General features: G+C 43.6%; 17 protein-coding genes. 12 read left to right on the top strand and 5 right to left on the bottom strand.

Annotation, left to right across the window (positions count from 1 at the left end):
- Nucleotides 1–57 precede the first annotated feature (57 nt).
- The 3 genes from FK220_RS01960 to FK220_RS01950 form a co-directional block, all read right to left on the bottom strand.
- Entirely contained in the window at nucleotides 58–474 is a 417-nt protein-coding gene (locus tag FK220_RS01960; RefSeq protein WP_152572598.1) for a hypothetical protein, read from the bottom strand.
- A 424-nt stretch (nucleotides 475–898) separates the two neighbouring features.
- Complete coding sequence (locus tag FK220_RS01955; RefSeq protein ID WP_152572597.1) at nucleotides 899–2,032, bottom strand: helix-turn-helix domain-containing protein; 1,134 nt, start codon at nucleotides 2,030–2,032, stop codon at nucleotides 899–901.
- Nucleotides 2,033–2,153: 121 nt separating this feature from the next.
- Nucleotides 2,154–2,504, bottom strand: a complete 351-nt coding sequence (locus FK220_RS01950) for a DUF6249 domain-containing protein (RefSeq protein WP_152572596.1) — start codon at nucleotides 2,502–2,504, stop codon at nucleotides 2,154–2,156.
- 155 nt (nucleotides 2,505–2,659) lie between these two features.
- Between FK220_RS01950 and FK220_RS01945 the strand changes: the two genes are divergently transcribed.
- From FK220_RS01945 to FK220_RS01930, 4 genes are all read left to right on the top strand, one after another.
- Entirely contained in the window at nucleotides 2,660–3,244 is a 585-nt protein-coding gene (locus FK220_RS01945) for an RNA polymerase sigma factor (RefSeq protein ID WP_152572595.1), read from the top strand.
- Nucleotides 3,231–3,647, top strand: a complete 417-nt coding sequence (locus tag FK220_RS01940; protein ID WP_152572594.1) for a hypothetical protein — start codon at nucleotides 3,231–3,233, stop codon at nucleotides 3,645–3,647. The genes FK220_RS01945 and FK220_RS01940 overlap by 14 nt, the downstream gene beginning before the upstream one ends.
- Before the next feature lie 72 nt (nucleotides 3,648–3,719).
- Nucleotides 3,720–5,318, top strand: coding sequence for a solute:sodium symporter family transporter (locus tag FK220_RS01935; RefSeq protein WP_152572593.1), 1,599 nt, complete (start codon nucleotides 3,720–3,722; stop codon nucleotides 5,316–5,318).
- Between the two features lie 162 nt (nucleotides 5,319–5,480).
- Nucleotides 5,481–6,290, top strand: coding sequence for an inositol oxygenase (locus FK220_RS01930; protein ID WP_238718868.1), 810 nt, complete (start codon nucleotides 5,481–5,483; stop codon nucleotides 6,288–6,290).
- A gap of 274 nt (nucleotides 6,291–6,564) precedes the next feature.
- On the opposite strand, the gene htpG is transcribed toward FK220_RS01930, so the two are convergent.
- Nucleotides 6,565–8,451 (bottom strand): molecular chaperone HtpG, encoded by a 1,887-nt coding sequence (gene htpG / locus FK220_RS01925; protein ID WP_152572592.1) that lies wholly within the window; start codon nucleotides 8,449–8,451, stop codon nucleotides 6,565–6,567.
- Between the two features lie 442 nt (nucleotides 8,452–8,893).
- Between htpG and FK220_RS01920 the strand changes: the two genes are divergently transcribed.
- From FK220_RS01920 to FK220_RS01905, 4 genes are all read left to right on the top strand, one after another.
- Complete coding sequence (locus FK220_RS01920) at nucleotides 8,894–9,550, top strand: TetR family transcriptional regulator C-terminal domain-containing protein (RefSeq protein ID WP_152572591.1); 657 nt, start codon at nucleotides 8,894–8,896, stop codon at nucleotides 9,548–9,550.
- A gap of 61 nt (nucleotides 9,551–9,611) precedes the next feature.
- Nucleotides 9,612–10,952, top strand: coding sequence for an ABC1 kinase family protein (locus FK220_RS01915; protein ID WP_152572590.1), 1,341 nt, complete (start codon nucleotides 9,612–9,614; stop codon nucleotides 10,950–10,952).
- Nucleotides 10,953–11,020: 68 nt separating this feature from the next.
- Nucleotides 11,021–12,031, top strand: coding sequence for a 3-oxoacyl-ACP synthase III family protein (locus FK220_RS01910; RefSeq protein WP_152572589.1), 1,011 nt, complete (start codon nucleotides 11,021–11,023; stop codon nucleotides 12,029–12,031).
- Between the two features lie 509 nt (nucleotides 12,032–12,540).
- Nucleotides 12,541–12,900: a CoA-binding protein gene (locus FK220_RS01905; RefSeq protein WP_152572588.1), complete on the top strand. Its 360-nt coding sequence runs from the start codon at nucleotides 12,541–12,543 to the stop codon at nucleotides 12,898–12,900.
- An 81-nt stretch (nucleotides 12,901–12,981) separates the two neighbouring features.
- Here FK220_RS01905 and FK220_RS01900 read toward each other — a convergent pair whose 3' ends face one another.
- The gene (locus FK220_RS01900) at nucleotides 12,982–14,469 is read right to left on the bottom strand and encodes a sodium:solute symporter (protein ID WP_152572587.1); all 1,488 of its coding nucleotides are present in this window, start codon (nucleotides 14,467–14,469) and stop codon (nucleotides 12,982–12,984) included.
- Between the two features lie 120 nt (nucleotides 14,470–14,589).
- Here FK220_RS01900 and recR point away from each other — a divergent pair, with 120 nt between their 5' ends.
- From recR to FK220_RS01880, 4 genes are all read left to right on the top strand, one after another.
- Nucleotides 14,590–15,207, top strand: coding sequence for a recombination mediator RecR (recR, locus tag FK220_RS01895; RefSeq protein WP_152572586.1), 618 nt, complete (start codon nucleotides 14,590–14,592; stop codon nucleotides 15,205–15,207).
- A gap of 95 nt (nucleotides 15,208–15,302) precedes the next feature.
- Complete coding sequence (locus tag FK220_RS01890) at nucleotides 15,303–16,682, top strand: dihydrolipoamide acetyltransferase family protein (protein ID WP_152572585.1); 1,380 nt, start codon at nucleotides 15,303–15,305, stop codon at nucleotides 16,680–16,682.
- Nucleotides 16,683–16,810: 128 nt separating this feature from the next.
- Nucleotides 16,811–18,046 (top strand): DUF481 domain-containing protein, encoded by a 1,236-nt coding sequence (locus FK220_RS01885; protein WP_166204733.1) that lies wholly within the window; start codon nucleotides 16,811–16,813, stop codon nucleotides 18,044–18,046.
- Nucleotides 18,047–18,205: 159 nt separating this feature from the next.
- Nucleotides 18,206–18,982 carry a 3'-5' exonuclease gene (locus tag FK220_RS01880; RefSeq protein WP_152572583.1) on the top strand — a complete coding sequence of 259 codons (777 nt, stop codon included), beginning with the start codon at nucleotides 18,206–18,208 and terminating at the stop codon, nucleotides 18,980–18,982.
- The last annotated feature ends 3 nt before the right edge of the window (nucleotides 18,983–18,985 follow it).

Below are 18,985 nucleotides of genomic sequence, written 5' to 3'. Positions count from 1 at the left end.
GGGTACATCTATCATGGGGTTTTAGTGGGTGGGGGAATCGTCTTAATTCGGTACCGATTAGAAGTGATTTCCTTCGAAGCGCGCGCTTTCCGTGCCGACCGATTTAAATTCCATGATATGGAAAAGCAATAGCTGTTCACCAATGTTTTCCAGATCAAAAATGGTAGGGTCGTTCTCGGATTGCCAGAAAGTGGTGTCTCCTTTTTTTAGGCGAATCAAAGTTATTTTTCCATTGTTTGCCCTTGATATCGCCAATCCCCTGGTCATCGATATCCAACAACAGTCTGCATTTGATTTCCTGAACGGTAGTCGCTCATTTGGTAGGAGCACCACTTCCCAAACCCGTACATTGCCATTTTCGAATAGCAACTTTTGACCCAAGGAATCACTGATCGGCTTCTTTTGCAATTCCCAGAGTTTGGTCGACTCCCAAGAATCGAAATTGCCGGCAGGGTTTATTTCAACACATTCCATAGGCTACGCTTTGGTGATTTCTTACTGGTTTCATAAACTAAACTTCATATATAGTAACTAACAATAGCAAGGGGAGTATCATTACATCTTATCGTATCGTATCCCCTGCTGAAAGTGACACCGATTGCCGAACCATGCATTCCCATTCTATAAACCTACCCTGATACCAAGTAGGAAAACAGGAATGATTTGTAATCGGTTCATGTCTATTTCCACGGCTGCAAATATTCGGAAAGCAGTTCGGTACAGACCAATAATTTAACAGGGGAAGCGTTCGGATTTCTGAAATCAGAACCAATTCACCTATAGGATGGGCGTACAAGGTTCTTTTCAGGAATCCGTACCCTAATAAAAAGTCTTTTTTCAGTAATCGCAAGGTACATCGCTTGCCAGTGCCGTACAGGAAGTAGGATTATCCGATCTTTTAGGCACTAATTTTTTCCTTGTACTTGGTCGGCGTGGTTCCTGTCTCCTTCTTAAAAGCCGAGTAGAAGGCACTTTTGCTATGAAAACCTACCTCATTCCCAATTCCCTCTATGCTGAGATGGATTTCTTCCTGATTTCTGAGTAACTGTTCCGCTTTCTTGATTCGGAACCGATTCACATAGGTGTTGAAGTTTTGTTGTCGAATCGTATTGATGGCAGTGGAAATGCGTTTGGGATGAACCTTAAGTTTTTCCGCCAAATCTACAATAGTTAGTTCGGTGTGTATGAAGCTTTCCGATCGAACCATATGATTATCTATCTTTTCCATCAGCGCCTCCAACTCTTCGGTAGCGGTTGTTGTTGTGTTGACGGTTTCGGATGGGACCTGAAGTGGAATATGGTACCTTCCCCTTTCATCCAGCACTGACAATACGTTGCGCTGCACTACGCCGTGATAGGAAACCCAATAAATGGCTATCAGGTCAAAAACGGAAAAGAGAATTTTGAAATAATAGTTTGTGGTAGATATATAAAACAGAATGTGGATGATAACAGTAGTTATTAAACTGTAAATAAGAAAAACTCGGGCCCATTGCAATTCCTTTGATTCAATCAAGGAAAAGGAATTGTGTACCTCGATACGGTGGTGGTACAATAGCCTCAGATTCCAAACACCGATTGCCAACGAATAAAAAATCCCAATGTAGGTAAAGATGAGTACATACCACGGACTTTGGGAAATCATCAATTTTGTTTCGTAGGGCAGAAAAAAAATCACCAATTGTGCCAAAAACGATACAACGCCCGGTATCAATACCCAGTAGTGCGTTTTCTCATTGGAAAGTGCGCATACCTGCTGTGTGTATACAAAGAACAAAGGTAGGAGCAACCAGGAAAAATTAAATGGTAAAAGAAACAATGTAGGATAAACATCACTTACCTGTAGGCTTATGGCGATATACGATACCAATTTTAGGGATAGGAAGATTAAAAATAGCCCCAAGAAAAAGGTGCTTCGATATTTCCTTTTGTTTAAGACGATAAGGAGAACCCCTAAGGTGGTACCTTGGATAAGCCCGACCATGTCCAAAAAGGATTGAAAATTATAGTTTAGATTCCCTACCTCAAACATATCTTCAAGATAGCGAATTTTGACCCACCCACGTAGGATTTTAGCTATTCAATAAATGGAGAATAAAAAACCGGAGCCTTGCCCCGGTTTTCTTAAAACTCATTTTCTGGTAGATGATGGTCTACTCCTCCTTATCCATTTTTTTGGTCAGGAAGAAACCTATCAGTAAACTGATTCCGGCCATGGTAAAGATAGACCCTGGATAGGCAACATCCCCATCGACCCTCATTTCCTGAAGAATGGATCCGATAAAAATGGCCAACCCGGTTCCTACTAGCAACAAGGCGAAATTCAGTAGGAACACTTTCCAAAAGGGTAACCTGTTTTTTGGTTTGCCCGAAAGAAAAATACTGGCATCGGCCCCTTTCTCGATTAAAGCCATGCGCTCTTTGTTTCTGGTGGAGAAATAGAGATAGGTAATTGCGAATACTACTAGAAAAAAGCTAACTGGAACTATGATTGCTGCTGCCATTATGATTTTTTTTTAAGCCCGCCCATCGGCAGGTAGATTGATAAATAAACTCGTTTGCTATGTATGACGGCTATGGTTTGATCGAGGTTACACCTTGTACCATTTTTTTTAAAAACCTGTAACCTAATTTGTAATTTATACGTCCTATAGAACAAATGAGCCAAAACGCAGACCAACCCTGTATCGATCGAGTGATCAATGGCGACACACAAGCCTTTTCGGTATTAGTGGATCGCTACAAGTACATGGTGTATACGTTGGCGATGAAAATACTCCGGAACCACGAGGAGGCGGAGGAGGTATCACAGGACGTTTTTTTAAAGGTCTTCCAGGCATTGGCGTCTTTTAAAGGGGATTCCAAGTTTTCAACATGGATCTACAAGATTACCTATAACAAAAGCTTGGACTATCTCAAAAAGCAGGGAAGACATTTGAAGACAGCGTCGATCGATCAATTCAGGGAATACAATATCGCATCGCTAGACAATGCAATCGATGCATTGGAGGCAGACGATCGCAAGGTAACGATCAAAAATGCTATGAAAGAATTGGCCGAAGATGATGCGATTGTTTTGACATTACACTATTATGAAGAACTATCTTTAAAAGAAATAAGTAAAATAATGGGCATTGCGGCCGATACGGTAAAGGTACGTTTGTTTCGAAGTAGAAAACGCCTTGCCAAACTATTACAAGATCGCCTAGAACCGGAAACCCTTGGAAACTATGGAAAGAGATAAGGAAAAGGAATTGAATGATTTCATCAAAAAAGTGGTGAGCGAGGTTGGCGTGGAGTCACCTTCCCCCAACTTTACCGATTCGGTGCTATCCAAAATACAGGCCGGAAAACAGGCAGATACTGTTGCCTATACCCCTTTGATTTCCCGGACGGGCTGGTATCTAATGGGTGCCGTGGTAGTCGTCATCTTTGCCTTCATCATTTTGGGGAATGGCGAAATGGATATCCCATGGTTGGCGTCCTCTGACATTGAAACACTGTCGAACAACTTATTTCTGGAGGCATTTTCCAATCTTCAGGTTTCGAATACCGTCCTGTACGGGATGGCGGGATTGGCTTTCTTCGTTACCATCCAGGTAGTACTGCTAAAAAATCACTTTGGCAGGAGGCTCGTAGTAAGCTGATTGCATCGGTGATTTATCGACGACGATTCATCGAAAGGTATCGAAACCCGATTATGCTTACTTTTATGCGCAATGGCGATAATTACGTTTCTTTTGTTCACGGGTTTTGTGGCCTTCTATGCTACTTGGAAACTGCGCAGGGACAAACTGAATACCCGGGATGGGTATTTTTTAGGAGGTAGGTCCCTTACCGGGATAATTATTGCCGGATCTCTTTTATTAACCAATATCTCGACCGAACACCTAGTGGGCATGAACGGGTCTGCCTATCGAAATGGTGCCATTATCATCGCGTGGGAGGTGACCTCTGCCTTGGCGCTGGTAATTGCAGCGCTCTACTTTGCACCGAAGTACCTGAAAATGGGTCTCACTACCATTCCAGAGTTCTTGGAAAAGCGCTTTGACGGACTCACTCGAACCTTGGTGGCCCTTCTTTTGATCATTTCGTTCGTAGCGACCTTATTACCGATCGTGCTTTACACGGGGGCTTTGAATATCGAAGCGATCTTTGAAATATCCGATTTATTGAAGGTGAGTCAAAGGGAAGGTATTTGGATAACGATTCTCGTCGTTGGGAGTATCGGTGCGGTGTACGCCATTTTCGGAGGATTGAAGATGGTTGCCTATACCGATACGATTAACGGATTCGGTTTGCTGGTCGCCGGTTTGTTGGTCCCAATTCTGGCTTTGTTGAGCATTGGTGAAGGAAATCCCATAGAGGGCCTGTCGATGGTCTTTGAGAATAACCCCGCCAAATTCAACGTAATCAGCAAGGAAGCCGGTATCGGCCCTGGGGCAAGATCGGCTATTCTACCGTTCGAAGTAGTATTTACAGGATTAATGATCAATCAAATCTATTTTTGGGCCATGCACCAATCGATCATTCAACGGGTACTGGGAGCGGTAAATCTAAAGGAAGCACAAAAAGGATTGTTGTTTACCGGGCTTCTGAAAATTTTGGTGCCTTTGATCATCGTACTTCCCGGACTTATCGGTTTCTACTATTTTGGGGAAAGCCTATACGATACTCCGGATAGCGTATATCCAGAATTGGTGAAGAAAGTGCTTCCTCTTTGGTTGACCGGCTTTTTTGTCGCTGTCATGATGGGGGCTATTTTAAGCACTTTCAACAGTGCTTTGAACAGTGCCGCGACCGTATTCAGTTTGGGTATTTTCAAAAGGTACCTCCGGAAGGATATTAGCGATAGTAAGCTGGTGGTCATGGGAAAATGGACGTCTGCTATATTGGCGGTATTCGCTATTGGCATTGCACCCTTTGTCGCAAATGCACCTGAAGGCTTGTATCAGCTATTGCAGCAATTGAACGGTATTTTCTTCGTGCCCATCGCAAGTGTCATAATCGCAGGATTCCTGTTCCCGAAAGTATCTGCAGCGGGTGCAAAAATAGGCTTATTGTTCGGATTGCTCTTTTATGTCGTTACCTATTTTGTGTGGGAGATCGAGCTTCATTTTGTACACATTTGGGGCATCGAATTCGTCTTGAATATTCTGGTGATGCACTTGGCCTCCGCTATACTTCCCAAAGAGGACAGATTTGTTATGCAAGACGCTGGCCTGCTCGACCTGAAGCCTTGGAGGCACGCAAAGTCTTTCAGCCTGTTTTTGATCGCCTTTACCATTATTTTGTACCTTGTATTGGGCAATGTTTAAAAGAGACGAGAAATTGAAACAAGGGCGGTGGACGAAAAGAGAATTCACAGTAATCTGCCAAATAGGAAGTCATAGCCTTTTTTCTTGAACCGGTGTACGCTTTCATCCTTATAGCTAGGCTATTGTTGGAACATGTGTTTGACATTTGAATTGGAGCTTATCATGGAAAAAACCTTTAGAAACTACGATCAATCCGATGTAACCGCTGCCGTGCGCGAACACTATCGAAAAATGCGGAAAAATCAAACCGTGGAGTATGTAGGGCGAATGCATGAAAAGTACCTTACATTCGATAAACCGATGGATCTGTGGGATGCTATGGCACATCTGAACGATTTGATCGATGTAAGCGATCCCGATTTGAATCTCCCGAATGTCCAGCATCTCATTCAAAGTGCCGAAGCCATCCGCGCCGACGGCCGCCCCGATTGGATGCAGTTGACGGGGCTCATTCACGATTTGGGCAAAGTGATGTTCCTGTGGGGCAGCGATGAGGACGGTACCAGCCAAGATGAACAATGGGGAACCGTAGGCGATGTTTTCGTTGTGGGTTGTGCCCTGCCCGATACCTGTGTGTATCCTGAATTCAATTCGCTGAATCCCGATATGCGGGATGACCGCTACAATTCGCCCACCGGAATCTACGAAAAAGGATGCGGTCTCGATAAGCTGGAGCTGGCCTGGGGGCATGATGAATATCTTTATCAAGTGCTGAGCAAGCACGAGGAAAATGCGCTTCCCGAAGAGGCAATGGTAATGATTCGTTATCACTCCTTTTATCCCTGGCACACCGGAGGCAGCTATACCGAATTGTTGAGTGATAAAGACCGGTACTATTTGGAGATTATTCGTGACTTCAACAAATATGATCTCTATACCAAGAGTCAAAAGACGTATGATTTGGAGCAGATCAAGGATTATTACCAACCCATCGCCGAGGAGTATCTAGGTCAAGGACCGATTTATTGGTAGCATCCACCATGATGTTGTACACGACGAATGGTCGGTATCGGTGCGATTTGTTCCAAAAATGCCGGAAAAACAAGAAAGCCGCCCCAACGAAATCGTCGGGACGGCCACTATAGCTATAGTTAATGGTTTCTTGTAATAACAAGATCGACCCAAAGATAGTGTCTGGCAAAGCAGGGTAAAATACCGGGAAACCAGTATTTTTTAGGGAAAAAAATGAAAAAACCGCCCCGACTGTATCGTCAGGGCGGTTTTTGATAATTCCAAACGCTAAGGTCTATTTAACCATTTCATAACTACGTTTGATGAAATTGGTGAGTTCCTCGCCTTTCAATAAGCCTTTCGATAAACGCGCCAAATCGATGGATTGGTTGATCAAACGCTCCCGTTTTTTGGCCGTCTTGGTATTCAGGATTTCCCCGACGAGCTCGTGATTGGTATTCACGATCAAGTTGTACATGTCGGGCATGTTGCCCATGCCGAACATACCACCGCCACCGGTCTTCTGCATATCTTTCATGCGACGCATGAATTCGGGCTCCGTAATAATGAAGGGAGCGGCATCGCTATCCATGGCTTCTAACTGAATGGTATAGCTTTTGTCCTCAATAACCTCCTCTAAATTCGCTTTGAGTTTGTCCTTTTCTTCATCCGACAGTTTGGAAATCTGGGTATCCTCTTTTTTTATAAGATTATCGATATGGTCTGCATCCACCCTGGCAAAAGACAATTTTTCCTTGGAGGTTTCCAACTTTTGCATCAGGTGGGCGATGATGGGAGAATCCATCAGCAATACCTCGTAACCCTTGGCCTTGGCGGCTTCGATATAACTATGTTGGGCCTCTTTGTCAGATGCATATAAAACCACTAATTTGTCGTCCTTGTCGGTTTGGGTGTCCTTAATTTTCCCCTGGAGTTCCTCAAAGGTGAAATAGTGATTGTCTACCGTGGGATACAGGGCAAACTTCTCGGCTTTTTCAAAGAATTTCTCTTCCGAAAGCATTCCATATTCGATCACTATTTTGATATCGTTCCATTTTTTCTCGAAATCCTCCCGATTATTCTTGAAGAGCGAATTCAGTTTATCGGCAACCTTTCTGGTAATATAGGAAGATATCTTTTTAACGGCACCGTCTGCCTGTAGATAAGAACGCGATACGTTCAAGGGAATGTCGGGAGAGTCGATAACACCACGGAGCATGGTCAAAAATTCGGGAACGATTCCCTCTACATTATCCGTAACGAATACCTGGTTCTGATACAATTGGATTCTGTCTTTCTGAATGTTGAGGTCTTGTGTCAACTTCGGGAAGTAAAGGATTCCCGTGAGATTGAAAGGATAATCGACGTTTAAGTGAATATGGAATAAGGGCTCCTCGAACTGCATCGGGTAGAGTTCCCGATAAAAGGCGCTGTAATCCTCATCCTTTAAATCGGTGGGCTGCTTGGTCCATGCCGGGTTGGGATTGTTGATGATGTTGTCTACTTCCTTCGTGGGTGCCGGATCATCCTCTTTGGCATCTTCCGGTTTTGGAAGGGTCTCCGTCTTGGTGCCGAACTTGATTGGTATCGGCATAAACTTATTGTACTTTTTCAGCAATTCGGTGATACGGTGATCTTCGAGGAATTCTGTGGAGTCATCGGCAATGTGAAGAATGATTTCCGTACCCCGATTTTCTTTCTTTCCTTTCTTGATCGTAAATTTTGGTGAGCCGTCGCAACTCCAATGCACTGCAGGCTCGTCTTTGTAGCTCTTGGTTAGGATTTCCACTTTGTTGGCTACCATGAACGAGGAGTAAAAACCTAGCCCAAAATGACCAATGATACCCGTATCTTTCCCCCCATCCTCGTACTTATTCAAAAATTCCTCCGCTCCCGAAAAGGCTACCTCATTGATATATTTTTTCACCTCCTCCTCGGTCATCCCGATACCTTCGTCAATAATGTGTAATTTTTTTCCCTTTTTATCGACTTTTATCTCGATAATAGGATTACCGTACTCTACCTTGGCCTCTCCGATAGCGGTCAAATGTTTCAATTTTAGAGTGGCATCCGTCGCATTGGAAACCAGTTCCCGAAGGAAAATCTCGTGGTCGCTGTAAAGAAATTTTTTGATGAGTGGAAAAATGTTCTCCACCGAAACGTTGATTTTACCTGTTGCCATAATTATTAATTATTTGTTTTCTTCCCTGGAATCAGGGCATCCGATTTATTTTAATCTTGTAATTGGTTGCCGGGTTGTTGCCCGGGTGTTCACAAGCCTGTATCAGTCAAAAAAAATACCATTTTAGGATATCGTGACAAACTGACATTAGATGCCGTATTGGATGAGTAGGATACTGACAATGAAAAGTTTAACATATTTTTTTGTTTAATTATTTTTTAAATAAGTTAAACAATATTATATTTGTAGAGTGATTATGAGTTAGAATTGCTATGAAAAAGATTTTGATTGCATAATCATGTTTGATTATTTATTGGTTAGGTTGTTTGAAAACGTGTCTCCCCCCGGGGACACGTTTTTGTTGGAACACAATCGGTTTGGCAAACACTTAACACACAATCTTGGGCGATACCCGTAATTTTACAGGCAAATACTAGAAACCATGGCGACAAAGAAAACACAAAAAACCTCTGACGATACAATAATAGCGGCCTACATGGATTATGTCTTGGAACATGAGACAGTGCCGAGGTCCATTTATAAATTTTGTAAATCCAATGGAATCGAAGAAGCGGATTTCTACAGTTTTTTCGGGTCTATAGAGGGCCTTCAAAAAGCAATTTGGAATAAATTCTATACCACTACCGATACATTGCTTGAAAAAAATAAAGAGTATGAAAGCTTTTCCAACAAGGATAAAATGCTCACGTTCTTCTATTCTTTCTTCGAGCTATTGACCCTCAACAGGAGCTATGTTCTCTTCGCGTTGGAAGAGCAAAAGAACATGCTCAAGAATATGAACCAGCTTAAAGGGTTGCGACGTCACATAAAAGCATTTGCTACCGAGTTGATAGAAGATGCCAATGCCGATAAAAATCTGAAGATTACAAAACACAATCCCCGTTTGTTTTCGGAGGGGGCTTGGTTGGAATTCTTGTTTGTCTTGAAGTTTTGGATGGATGATGATTCCGCAGGCTTTGAAAAAACCGATATGGCTATTGAAAAATCCATCAATACTATTTTCGATGTATTCGATAATACCCCGCTTGAAAACATTATTGATTTTGGAAAATTTCTTTTTAAGGAAAAAATGTCGTGATGAAGGAGTTAGCCGTAACGATTAAAACGATACTGTAACGATTACCCCCGATAATTAGCCTATGAAAACACTGGATACTATTCCGACCGGTAAGATAGAACGAGCCAGTAAGCTGGTCAAGACCGGAGTAAAGATCGGTGGTAATTATGTGAAATACTACGGCAAGAAATTGGTAAATCCGGAACTCGATCGTAGTGAGCTTGATGAAAACAATGCAGGTGACATTTATGACGGCTTGAAAACCTTAAAAGGAAGCGCCTTGAAAGTTGCACAGATGTTGAGCATGGAGAAAAACCTACTGCCCAATGCCTATGTTGAAAAGTTCTCACTTTCCCAGTTCTCGGTTCCTCCTTTGTCCGCACCACTGGTACGCAAGACCTTTAAACAATATTTGGGCCAATACCCGGAAGAAATCTTCGATAGTTTTGAGCGCAATTCAATTAATGCGGCCAGTATTGGGCAAGTGCACAAAGCGACCAGGGATGGAAAGGAGTTGGCGGTAAAAATTCAGTATCCGGGAGTTGCCAAAAGTATTAGTAGCGATTTGGCTTTGGTGAAACCCATTGCCACGCGTATGTTCAATATCAAAGGGAAGGATTCGGAGAAATATTTCAAGGAGGTAGAGGATAAGCTTATCGAAGAGACCAACTACATACTCGAGGTGCAACAAAGCAAGGAAATCACAGAAGCCTGTAAGCACCTCGAAAACCTTGAATTTCCGAACTACTACGAAGAATGGTCCAGTGAGAAAATCATTACAATGGATTGGATGAAGGGGCTGCATTTGAGCGAGTTTGCCAAGACCGATTTTTCGAGGGATACGGGAAACCGTTTGGGACAAACCCTTTGGGATTTTTATATGTTCCAAATCCATGGATTGCGTAAGGTGCATGCAGACCCACATCCCGGAAATTTTTTAATCAGTGAAAAAGGTACGTTGATCGCGATTGATTTCGGATGTATCAAAGCCGTACCCGATGAATTCTACAATCCGTATTTTGAACTTGCCCAAAAGGAGAATATTGAAAATGATGAAATTTTCATGGAGAAGTTATACCAGTTGGAAATTCTGAACAAGGCCGATTCCCCCCAAGAAATCAAGTTCTTCAAAGCCCTTTTCAAGGAAATGTTGACCTTATTTACCGCACCCTTCAACGAGGAGCGCTTCGACTTCGGAGCGGATACCTTCTGGTCGAGGATAGCGGAATTGAGTGAACGATTTTCCAAAGACGAACAGTTGCGAAAAATGAACGGCAATCGCGGTTCAAAACACTTTCTTTATATGAACCGTACGTTCTTTGGTCTTTATAATCTATTACACGATCTAAGAGCGGAAGTAGTAGTCAACGGGTTTGAAAAATATCTTGACAGACCCCTTGTATCCACCAAAACTCCTCATTAATTATTTTCAGTATATTAGTTGGTGTGTTTCAAGGAGAACACTTTTAAAGAAACCAAATCAACCCTATAATGTATAACTCAAAGATTATCGGTCTCGGATACTATGTGCCCGAGAATGTGGTGACCAATGACGACCTTTCAAAGCTGATGGATACCAACGACGCTTGGATCCAGGAACGTACGGGGATCCAGGAACGGCGTCATGTTGTCAAGGGCAGTGGTGAAACCACCACTAGCATGGGCGTTGAGGCGGCAAAAGTAGCCATCGAGCGGGCCGGAATCGATAAAGACGATATCGATTTTATCATTTTTGCGACTTTGAGCCCGGATTACTATTTTCCGGGACCTGGTGTGCTGGTGCAACGAGATCTTGGAATCAAAACGGTCGGTGCCCTTGATGTAAGAAACCAATGTTCCGGATTTATTTATGCCATTTCGGTAGCTGATCAATATATAAAAAGTGGAATGTACAAGAATATCCTGGTTATTGGATCCGAACTACATTCGCACGGGCTGGACATGACAACCCGTGGCAGGGCCGTATCCGTTATCTTCGGGGACGGGGCCGGAGCCGCGGTTCTGAGTAGGGAAGAAGATACCACCAAAGGCATTTTATCAACCCACTTGCACTCCGAGGGGCAGCATGCGGAAGAACTGTCGGTAATCGCGCCAGGAATGGGCAGTCGATGGGTAACGGAGATTATTGCGGACAATGATCCGGATGACGAATCCTATTTTCCTTATATGAACGGCCAGTTTGTATTTAAAAATGCGGTGGTTCGCTTTAGTGAGGTAATTATGGAAGGGCTTGCCAGTAATGGTCTGAAGCCCGGGGATATCAATATGCTGATTCCCCATCAGGCCAACCTGCGAATATCCCAATTCGTGCAAAAGAAGTTTGGGTTAAACGATGATCAGGTTTTCAACAATATCATGCGCTATGGGAATACGACCGCCGCTTCCATACCTATTGCGTTGACCGAAGCTTGGGAACAGGGAAAAATCAAGGAAGGGGACCTCGTAGTCCTAGCCGCTTTTGGAAGTGGCTTTACGTGGGGTAGTGCTATTATAAGATGGTGATGATAGTCCCTTTGGGCAAATAACAAAGCCCCGACAGAATCGTCGGGGCTCCTTACATTGACAAATCAATGGATCAAGTTCACCAACCAATCCCTTGATCTATTGGTGTTTGTCAATTTTCTTTCTAATTTTTATGTTATCCAACATATGCTAACGCTTTTAACAACCGCCGTTTTCTAATAGACGATCGTTTTTGAAAGATGTTACATTGCCGGAAGTTTTTAAAGTCCCGATAGCGATGGAAGCGATTTTGAATTTGCAAATGTTTTGTATCCAAGTACGAGGTCGCTATTTTTGTTGAACAAAAAATAAAACCCTGGCATTGCTGCCAGGGTTCCTGTTACCGACTCCGCTATACTAAACACTAACCATTAACTATAAACATATAGCTTTGTCGATAACTAATATTTTAACAAAACCTAATACTATTTTGTCAATTCTTTTAATAGACGTACGTTCTCACCAATCGTTACAGCAATTACCAAAAATTTAACATCCTACACATATACATGCGCAAAACACTTGTTTTAGGAGCCTCTTTAAAATCGAATCGTTATAGTAATCTGGCGGTAAAACGCCTAAGGAACCATAACATCATTACTGAAGCTTTCGGTTTAAAAGAGGGTAACATCGGGGACGTACAAATAAAGACCAATTTAAGTGATTTTCAAAATATTCACACGGTTACTTTGTATATGAACAGAAGCCGTCAGCCTGATCTTTACGGGGGTTTGCTAAAATTGAGGCCACAAAGAGTCATCTTCAATCCAGGTACGGAAAACCCAGAATTTTATAAATTGCTAGAAGACAACGGGATAGAAGTACTAGTGGCTTGCACGCTCGTTTTATTGTCCACAGGTCAATATTGACGACCTTATCGAAATATCGTGATTGTTAAAATTTCAATTTTAACATTTCAACCCGTACCGCACATCGATTTTTTTAACTCTTTATCCAACTGCGTCCTCCGTAGTACCGCTTTTTTTAGTACGTATCAACCACAGCCCCAAGTAAGTAAGCAATCCGTTTATGGGTAGTAATTCATAGCCTACTTGATAGCCGCCCAACAAATCTGCGGGTACATTGGCGATTCCGAAGATTACCAGTACCGATAACAAAGCCACCGACCAAACAAGATTATCCTTTACCTGATGTTTCGTAAAAATCCCGAATGCAAAAAGACCAAGCAACGGGCCATAGGTATATCCGGCAACTTGTAAAAGCCCATCAATAACGTTGGTGTCCAGTACATGCTTGAATAGGATTACCACCAAAATGAGCAAAACACTCATCCCCACGTGCGTGGATTTTCTTATTTTTCGTTGTCGAATCTCCGGTTTTTTGTCAATCCCCAGGAAATCCACGCAAAAGGAAGTAGTCAAAGAAGTAAGTGCGCTGTCAGCGCTACTGTAGGCCGCAGCAATCAGTCCCAACATGAAAGTGATGGCCACCGTCATTCCAAGACCACTGTTCAAAGCGATTTCAGGGAAAAGTAAATCCGATTTTGGGGTACCGTCCAATAAGGGAATGCCAATCCCGAGTTTTTTGGCATAAATGAACAACAGTGCTCCCAAGAGCATGAAAACGAAGGTAACGACAACCAGGACCACGCTAAAACTGATCATATTCTTTTGGGCATCCTTCAAAGTCTTACAGGTGAGATTTTTTTGCATCATATCCTGATCCAAACCGGTCATACAGATGGTGATGAACATGCCGCCTAGAAACGACTTGATAAAATGATTTTTAGCAAAGAAATCATCCGTAAAGAAAACTTTGTTGTACGACTTTAGCTCTTCCGAGGCCAAGAACTGGCTAAAACTCCAATCCAGTTGTTCCAGGATGAAATAGATAGAAAGCAGCACCGAGACCAACATGAACAGCGTTTGTAGGGTGTCGGTCCATACAATGGTCTTGATTCCGCCCCTAAAGGTGTAGATCCAAATCAGCAAAATCGACAGGGTTACGGTGAGCTCGAAGGGTATGTTCCAAGCGTCGAACACGAACTGTTGCAGTACAATGGCGACCAAAAACAACCGGAATGAGGCCCCTAAAACGCGGGATACAAAAAAGGAGAGGGCCCCTACCTTGTAACTGACAAAGCCAAAGCGGGTATCGAGATACTCGTAAATCGAGGTGACGTTCTGTCGGTAATATATGGGCATGAGTACATAGGCCGTGACCAAGTATCCCACGAAATAGCCAAAGACAACCTGTAAATAGCTGAACTCGGAAGCTTCGACCCAACCGGGAACGGAAATAAACGTGACCCCGGAAAGAGAGGCGCCTACCATACCAAAGGCCACCAGATACCAAGGGGATTGTTTGCCCGCCTTGAAAAAATCGAGATTGGAATCGTTCTTTCCGGTAAAATAGGATATGAGTAAGAGTACAATGAAATAACTGCCTATGAGTACTAGAATATGGATGGGTGTCATTGAAATGAATTAACGAACGCAAAGTACGAAATAAGGCTTAACTTCAATGTGGTCGCGAGTTCTGTAATTATTTGTAGTAAAAGTAAAAATTGGTTGTAATTTTGTGCGTAAACCAGCATCATGGATTTTTCGTCTAAATTATTGGAAAACGCCGTTTACGAAATGTCCCAATTACCGGGTATCGGAAAGCGAACCGCACTGCGACTGGTACTGCACCTGCTCAAACAGCCTGCCGAGCAGACCGCACGTTTATCAGGTTCCTTGGAACAACTACGCAACACGGTGAGGTTTTGTAGCAACTGTTATAATATCTCGGATACGGAAATCTGTGAAATCTGTGCGAGCCCCAAAAGAGATCGAAGCCTTGTTTGCGTAGTCGAAGACATCCGCGATGTTATGGCTATTGAGAATACGAGCCAATTCAACGGTTTGTATCATGTACTAGGTGGAAAAATATCGCCTATGGAAGGGGTAGGGCCCCAAGAATTGAACATCGCCCCATTGATCGACAAGGCGAAAGGAGGCGAAATAAAAGAACTTATTTTTGCGTTGAGTCCTACGATGGAGGGAGACACCACCAATTTTTACATGTATAAACGATTGGAAGGCCTCGATATACGGACTTCGACTATTGCCAGGGGCATAGCGGTGGGTGATGAACTGGAGTATGCGGATGAGGTCACCTTGGGAAGAAGTATCCTTAATCGTATTCCGTTCGAAGGCTCTTTAAAATCATGATACCACGAATATTTTATGACATAAGTTCAGTAATAGCCCTTGATATTTGCTATTTTTGCAATCGAAACACAAAAAATCGCCAATAAACTACGAATATGTCAAAGTTTGAATTGAAACTACCCCGAATGGGAGAAAGCGTCGCGGAGGCCACTTTGACCTCATGGCTCAAAGAGGTAGGGGATACCATCGAGATGGACGAAGCAGTCCTGGAAATCGCGACCGACAAGGTAGATTCCGAGGTGCCCAGTGAGGTAGAGGGGGTGTTGGTCGAAAAGCTTTTTGAAGTCGATGATGTGATCAAGGTGGGTGAGACCATAGCGATAATTCAAATTGACGGAACTCCTAGTGAAAATGGTCAAAAACAAAACAACAGCACATCGGTAGCTACCGTTGATGAAGGAGAGGAAGGTACCGCGGGAACCGTCGCAGAACTTGAAAATACAGTAAAAATTGCAAAAGAAACGGTGGCCGCACCCGTATCGGTTTCCGAGGGCGGTGAGAACACCCCTGATCGTTTTTATTCCCCTTTGGTTAAAAACATTGCCAAGGCCGAGGGCATATCGATGGCCGAACTAGATGCTATCGTGGGTACAGGTAAAGAGGGGCGTGTTACAAAAAATGATATTTTGGCGCATCTCAAAAGTCGAAAGGATGTGCAGTCGGAAGTACCTTCCGCGGCACCGGCGTCACAGACAACATCACCCTCCGTGGCCGCGGTTTCGCAACAGCTGCCAAAGACCGATGTTTCAACCGTATCGGTAGCTGGCGGCGATGAGATTATCGAAATGACCCGAATGGGCAAATTGATTGCCAAACATATGGCCGAAAGCGTCGCTACCTCGGCACATGTCCAGAGCTTCATCGAAGTCGATGTCACCAATATCGTGAACTGGCGGTCAAAAATGAAAGACAGCTTCGAACAACGCGAAGGCGAAAAGCTGACCTTCACGCCCATTTTTATGGAGGCCGTTGCAAAGGCACTCAAGAAGTTCCCGATGATGAATATTTCAGTAGACGGCGACCGGGTCATCAAGAAAAAGAATATCAACATCGGTATGGCCGCAGCGCTGCCTGATGGAAACCTGATCGTTCCCGTCATTAAAAACGCCGATCAGCTCAATTTGGTGGGGATGGCCAAAGTAGTGAACGATTTGGCGATTCGGGCCCGAAACAACCAGCTAAAACCCGACGAGATTCGGGATGGTACCTATACGGTAACCAATGTCGGTACTTTTGGGAGTGTTTTCGGAACACCTATAATCAACCAACCCCAGGTAGGTATTTTGGCGCTAGGCGCCATTCGAAAGATACCGGCGGTCATCGAGACCAAGGAGGGTGATTTTATAGGAATACGTAGTAAGATGTATCTCTCCCATAGTTATGACCACCGTGTGGTCAATGGCGCCCTGGGCAGCATGTTCGCGAAGGCTGTGGCCGATTATCTCGAGGCTTGGGATCTGAATAGGGAAATCTAATCCTGTTTATAGCATCTTTTGTAAGCATGCCTTGGTTTGGGTATGCGCGATGTTTTCTACGAATAGCGCTAAGCGTTCTGTCTAAACCTGCTATTTTTGCAGCTTACCAAACGCCAAAATTTCATTTGATGAGCATCCACCCCCTCAGGACCCTTCTTTTAGGGTTCGTATTTTTTCACTGTGTTCCCGTGGCTCTAGGACAGTCCAAACCCATTAAAATGTTCTTGGAATGCAACTGCGAAAAAAATTACATTCGGCAGGAAATCGATTTTATCAGCCACGTTCGAGATCAAGATTTGGCCAACGTACAATTAAATATTTATGATATCGCGAACGGGAGTGGGGGTCGTACGTATAAGCTTGATTTTGTCGGAAAGGATGTTTACGATGGGGTGTTATTGAAACGGGAATATGATACCAATGCGAATATGACTCCCGATGAGGTGAGAAAAGGATTGGCAGTGGCCATAAAGTCGGGACTTTTAAGATATCTGGTCGATTCAGACCTTGGGGAAAACATCACCTATCAAATCAACCGGGACGGGCAAGCGAAACTACAGGATATCGATTTTGATGACCCGTGGAATAATTGGATTTTCGAAGTGTATGGAGCGGCCGAGTTGGAGAAGGAAGCGAGTCGACGCAATTTTGAGTACGAAGTCGGTTTCGAAACCGATCGGGTAACGGAAAAGTGGCGGATCCGCGGCGATTTCGAAATGAGCCAGGCAACCAGTAATTTTGTTCGTGATGAGGAGGAGTTTAGCAGTTCCAGGGAGCGTTACTACGGATTCGGAAGCGTAGTCAGGAGCTTGAGCGACCATTGGTCGGCCGGAATCTTTGCAGGGGCCGATTATAATACATTCAACAATTTGGATGTTGCCTTAAATCTGACGCCCGCCGTGGAATATAATATTTTTCCGTATCGGGAAGTCCTTCGACGGGAAATCGTGTTTGCCTATAAAATCGGCTATCTGCACAACGACTATATAGAAACGACCATTTTTGGAAAAGACCGGGAATCACTTTTTAACCACTCGTTGGATATTCAGGTCCGCTACCGCCAGCCTTGGGGCAATCTGTATTCCAGATTAAGGGCTTCCAGCTTTCTCAATGACTTTTCAAAAAATAGGACCCAGCTTTTTGGTCGACTGTCCATTCGAATTATCAAAGGGTTGGCGGTCCGATTTTCAGGTAGGGTAGAATACATTCAAGATCAAATCAACCTGCCGGCGGGAGATGCTTCCCTGGAAGACCTATTACTGCAACAAAAACAAATTGCAACCGATTTTGAATTGGGATTTAGTGTCGGACTCAGTTATACGTTCGGTTCCGCTTTCAATAATATCATTAATACCCGGTTGTAAGCGGGACCAGCGGGAGTTGTTGCACCGGGATTTAGGTCCTTTTAACCAGCTTTCTTTTCCGAGGGCAGCATCTATTTTCGACATATCTTCAAATAAAACCATCCGTATAGACTTCTTCAAACTATTCTAAGAACTATCTTTGCCAAAACAACGCCCCACATGCAGCTCAACCTCACAAAACCCATTTGTTTTTTCGATTTGGAGACGACGGGCACCAATGTTGCCAAAGATCGAATCGTCGAAATATCCATACTTAAAATTTTTCCGAACGGAAATAAAGAAAGCAAAACGTGGTTGGTGAATCCCGAAATGCCCATTCCAGCGGAGGCCTCCGCCGTACATGGAATTACCGATGAAAAAGTGGCCGGCGAGCCTACCTTTAGGGAGCTTTCAAAGGAGATTTATCAAATGATCAAGGACAGCGATTTAGGCGGATTCAACTCCGACCGTTTCGATATTCCCTTGTTGGCAGAGGAAATGCTTCGTGTAGGAGTCGATTTCGATATGAAAAATATGGTCTCGATCGATGTACAGACCATTTTTCATAAAATGGAAAAAAGAACCTTGGGGGCCGCTTACAAATTCTATTGCGGTAAGGAACTGACCGATGCCCATAGTGCCGAGGCAGATACCATAGCCACGTACGAGGTGTTGCTATCACAGCTAGAACGGTATCCGGAATTGGAAAACAACGTCAAAAAATTGGCTCAATTCTCTACCCATCGGCAATTTGTCGACTTTGCCGGATTCATAGGCCTAGATGAAGACGGAAATGAAATTTTCACCTTTGGAAAGCACAAGGGTAAAAAGGTTGATGAGGTGTTGGAGAAGGAGCCGGGATACTTCGGTTGGATTTTGAACGCCGATTTTCCATTGTATACGAAGAAGGTGTTGACACAAATAAAATTGAACAAACTGAACAACAAATTAGATTGAGAA

Source organism: Pelagihabitans pacificus, from assembly GCF_009371985.2.
GTDB classification, from domain to species: Bacteria; Bacteroidota; Bacteroidia; order Flavobacteriales; family Flavobacteriaceae; genus Pelagihabitans; species Pelagihabitans pacificus.
This window is presented reverse-complemented; position numbering and strand designations above follow the sequence as displayed.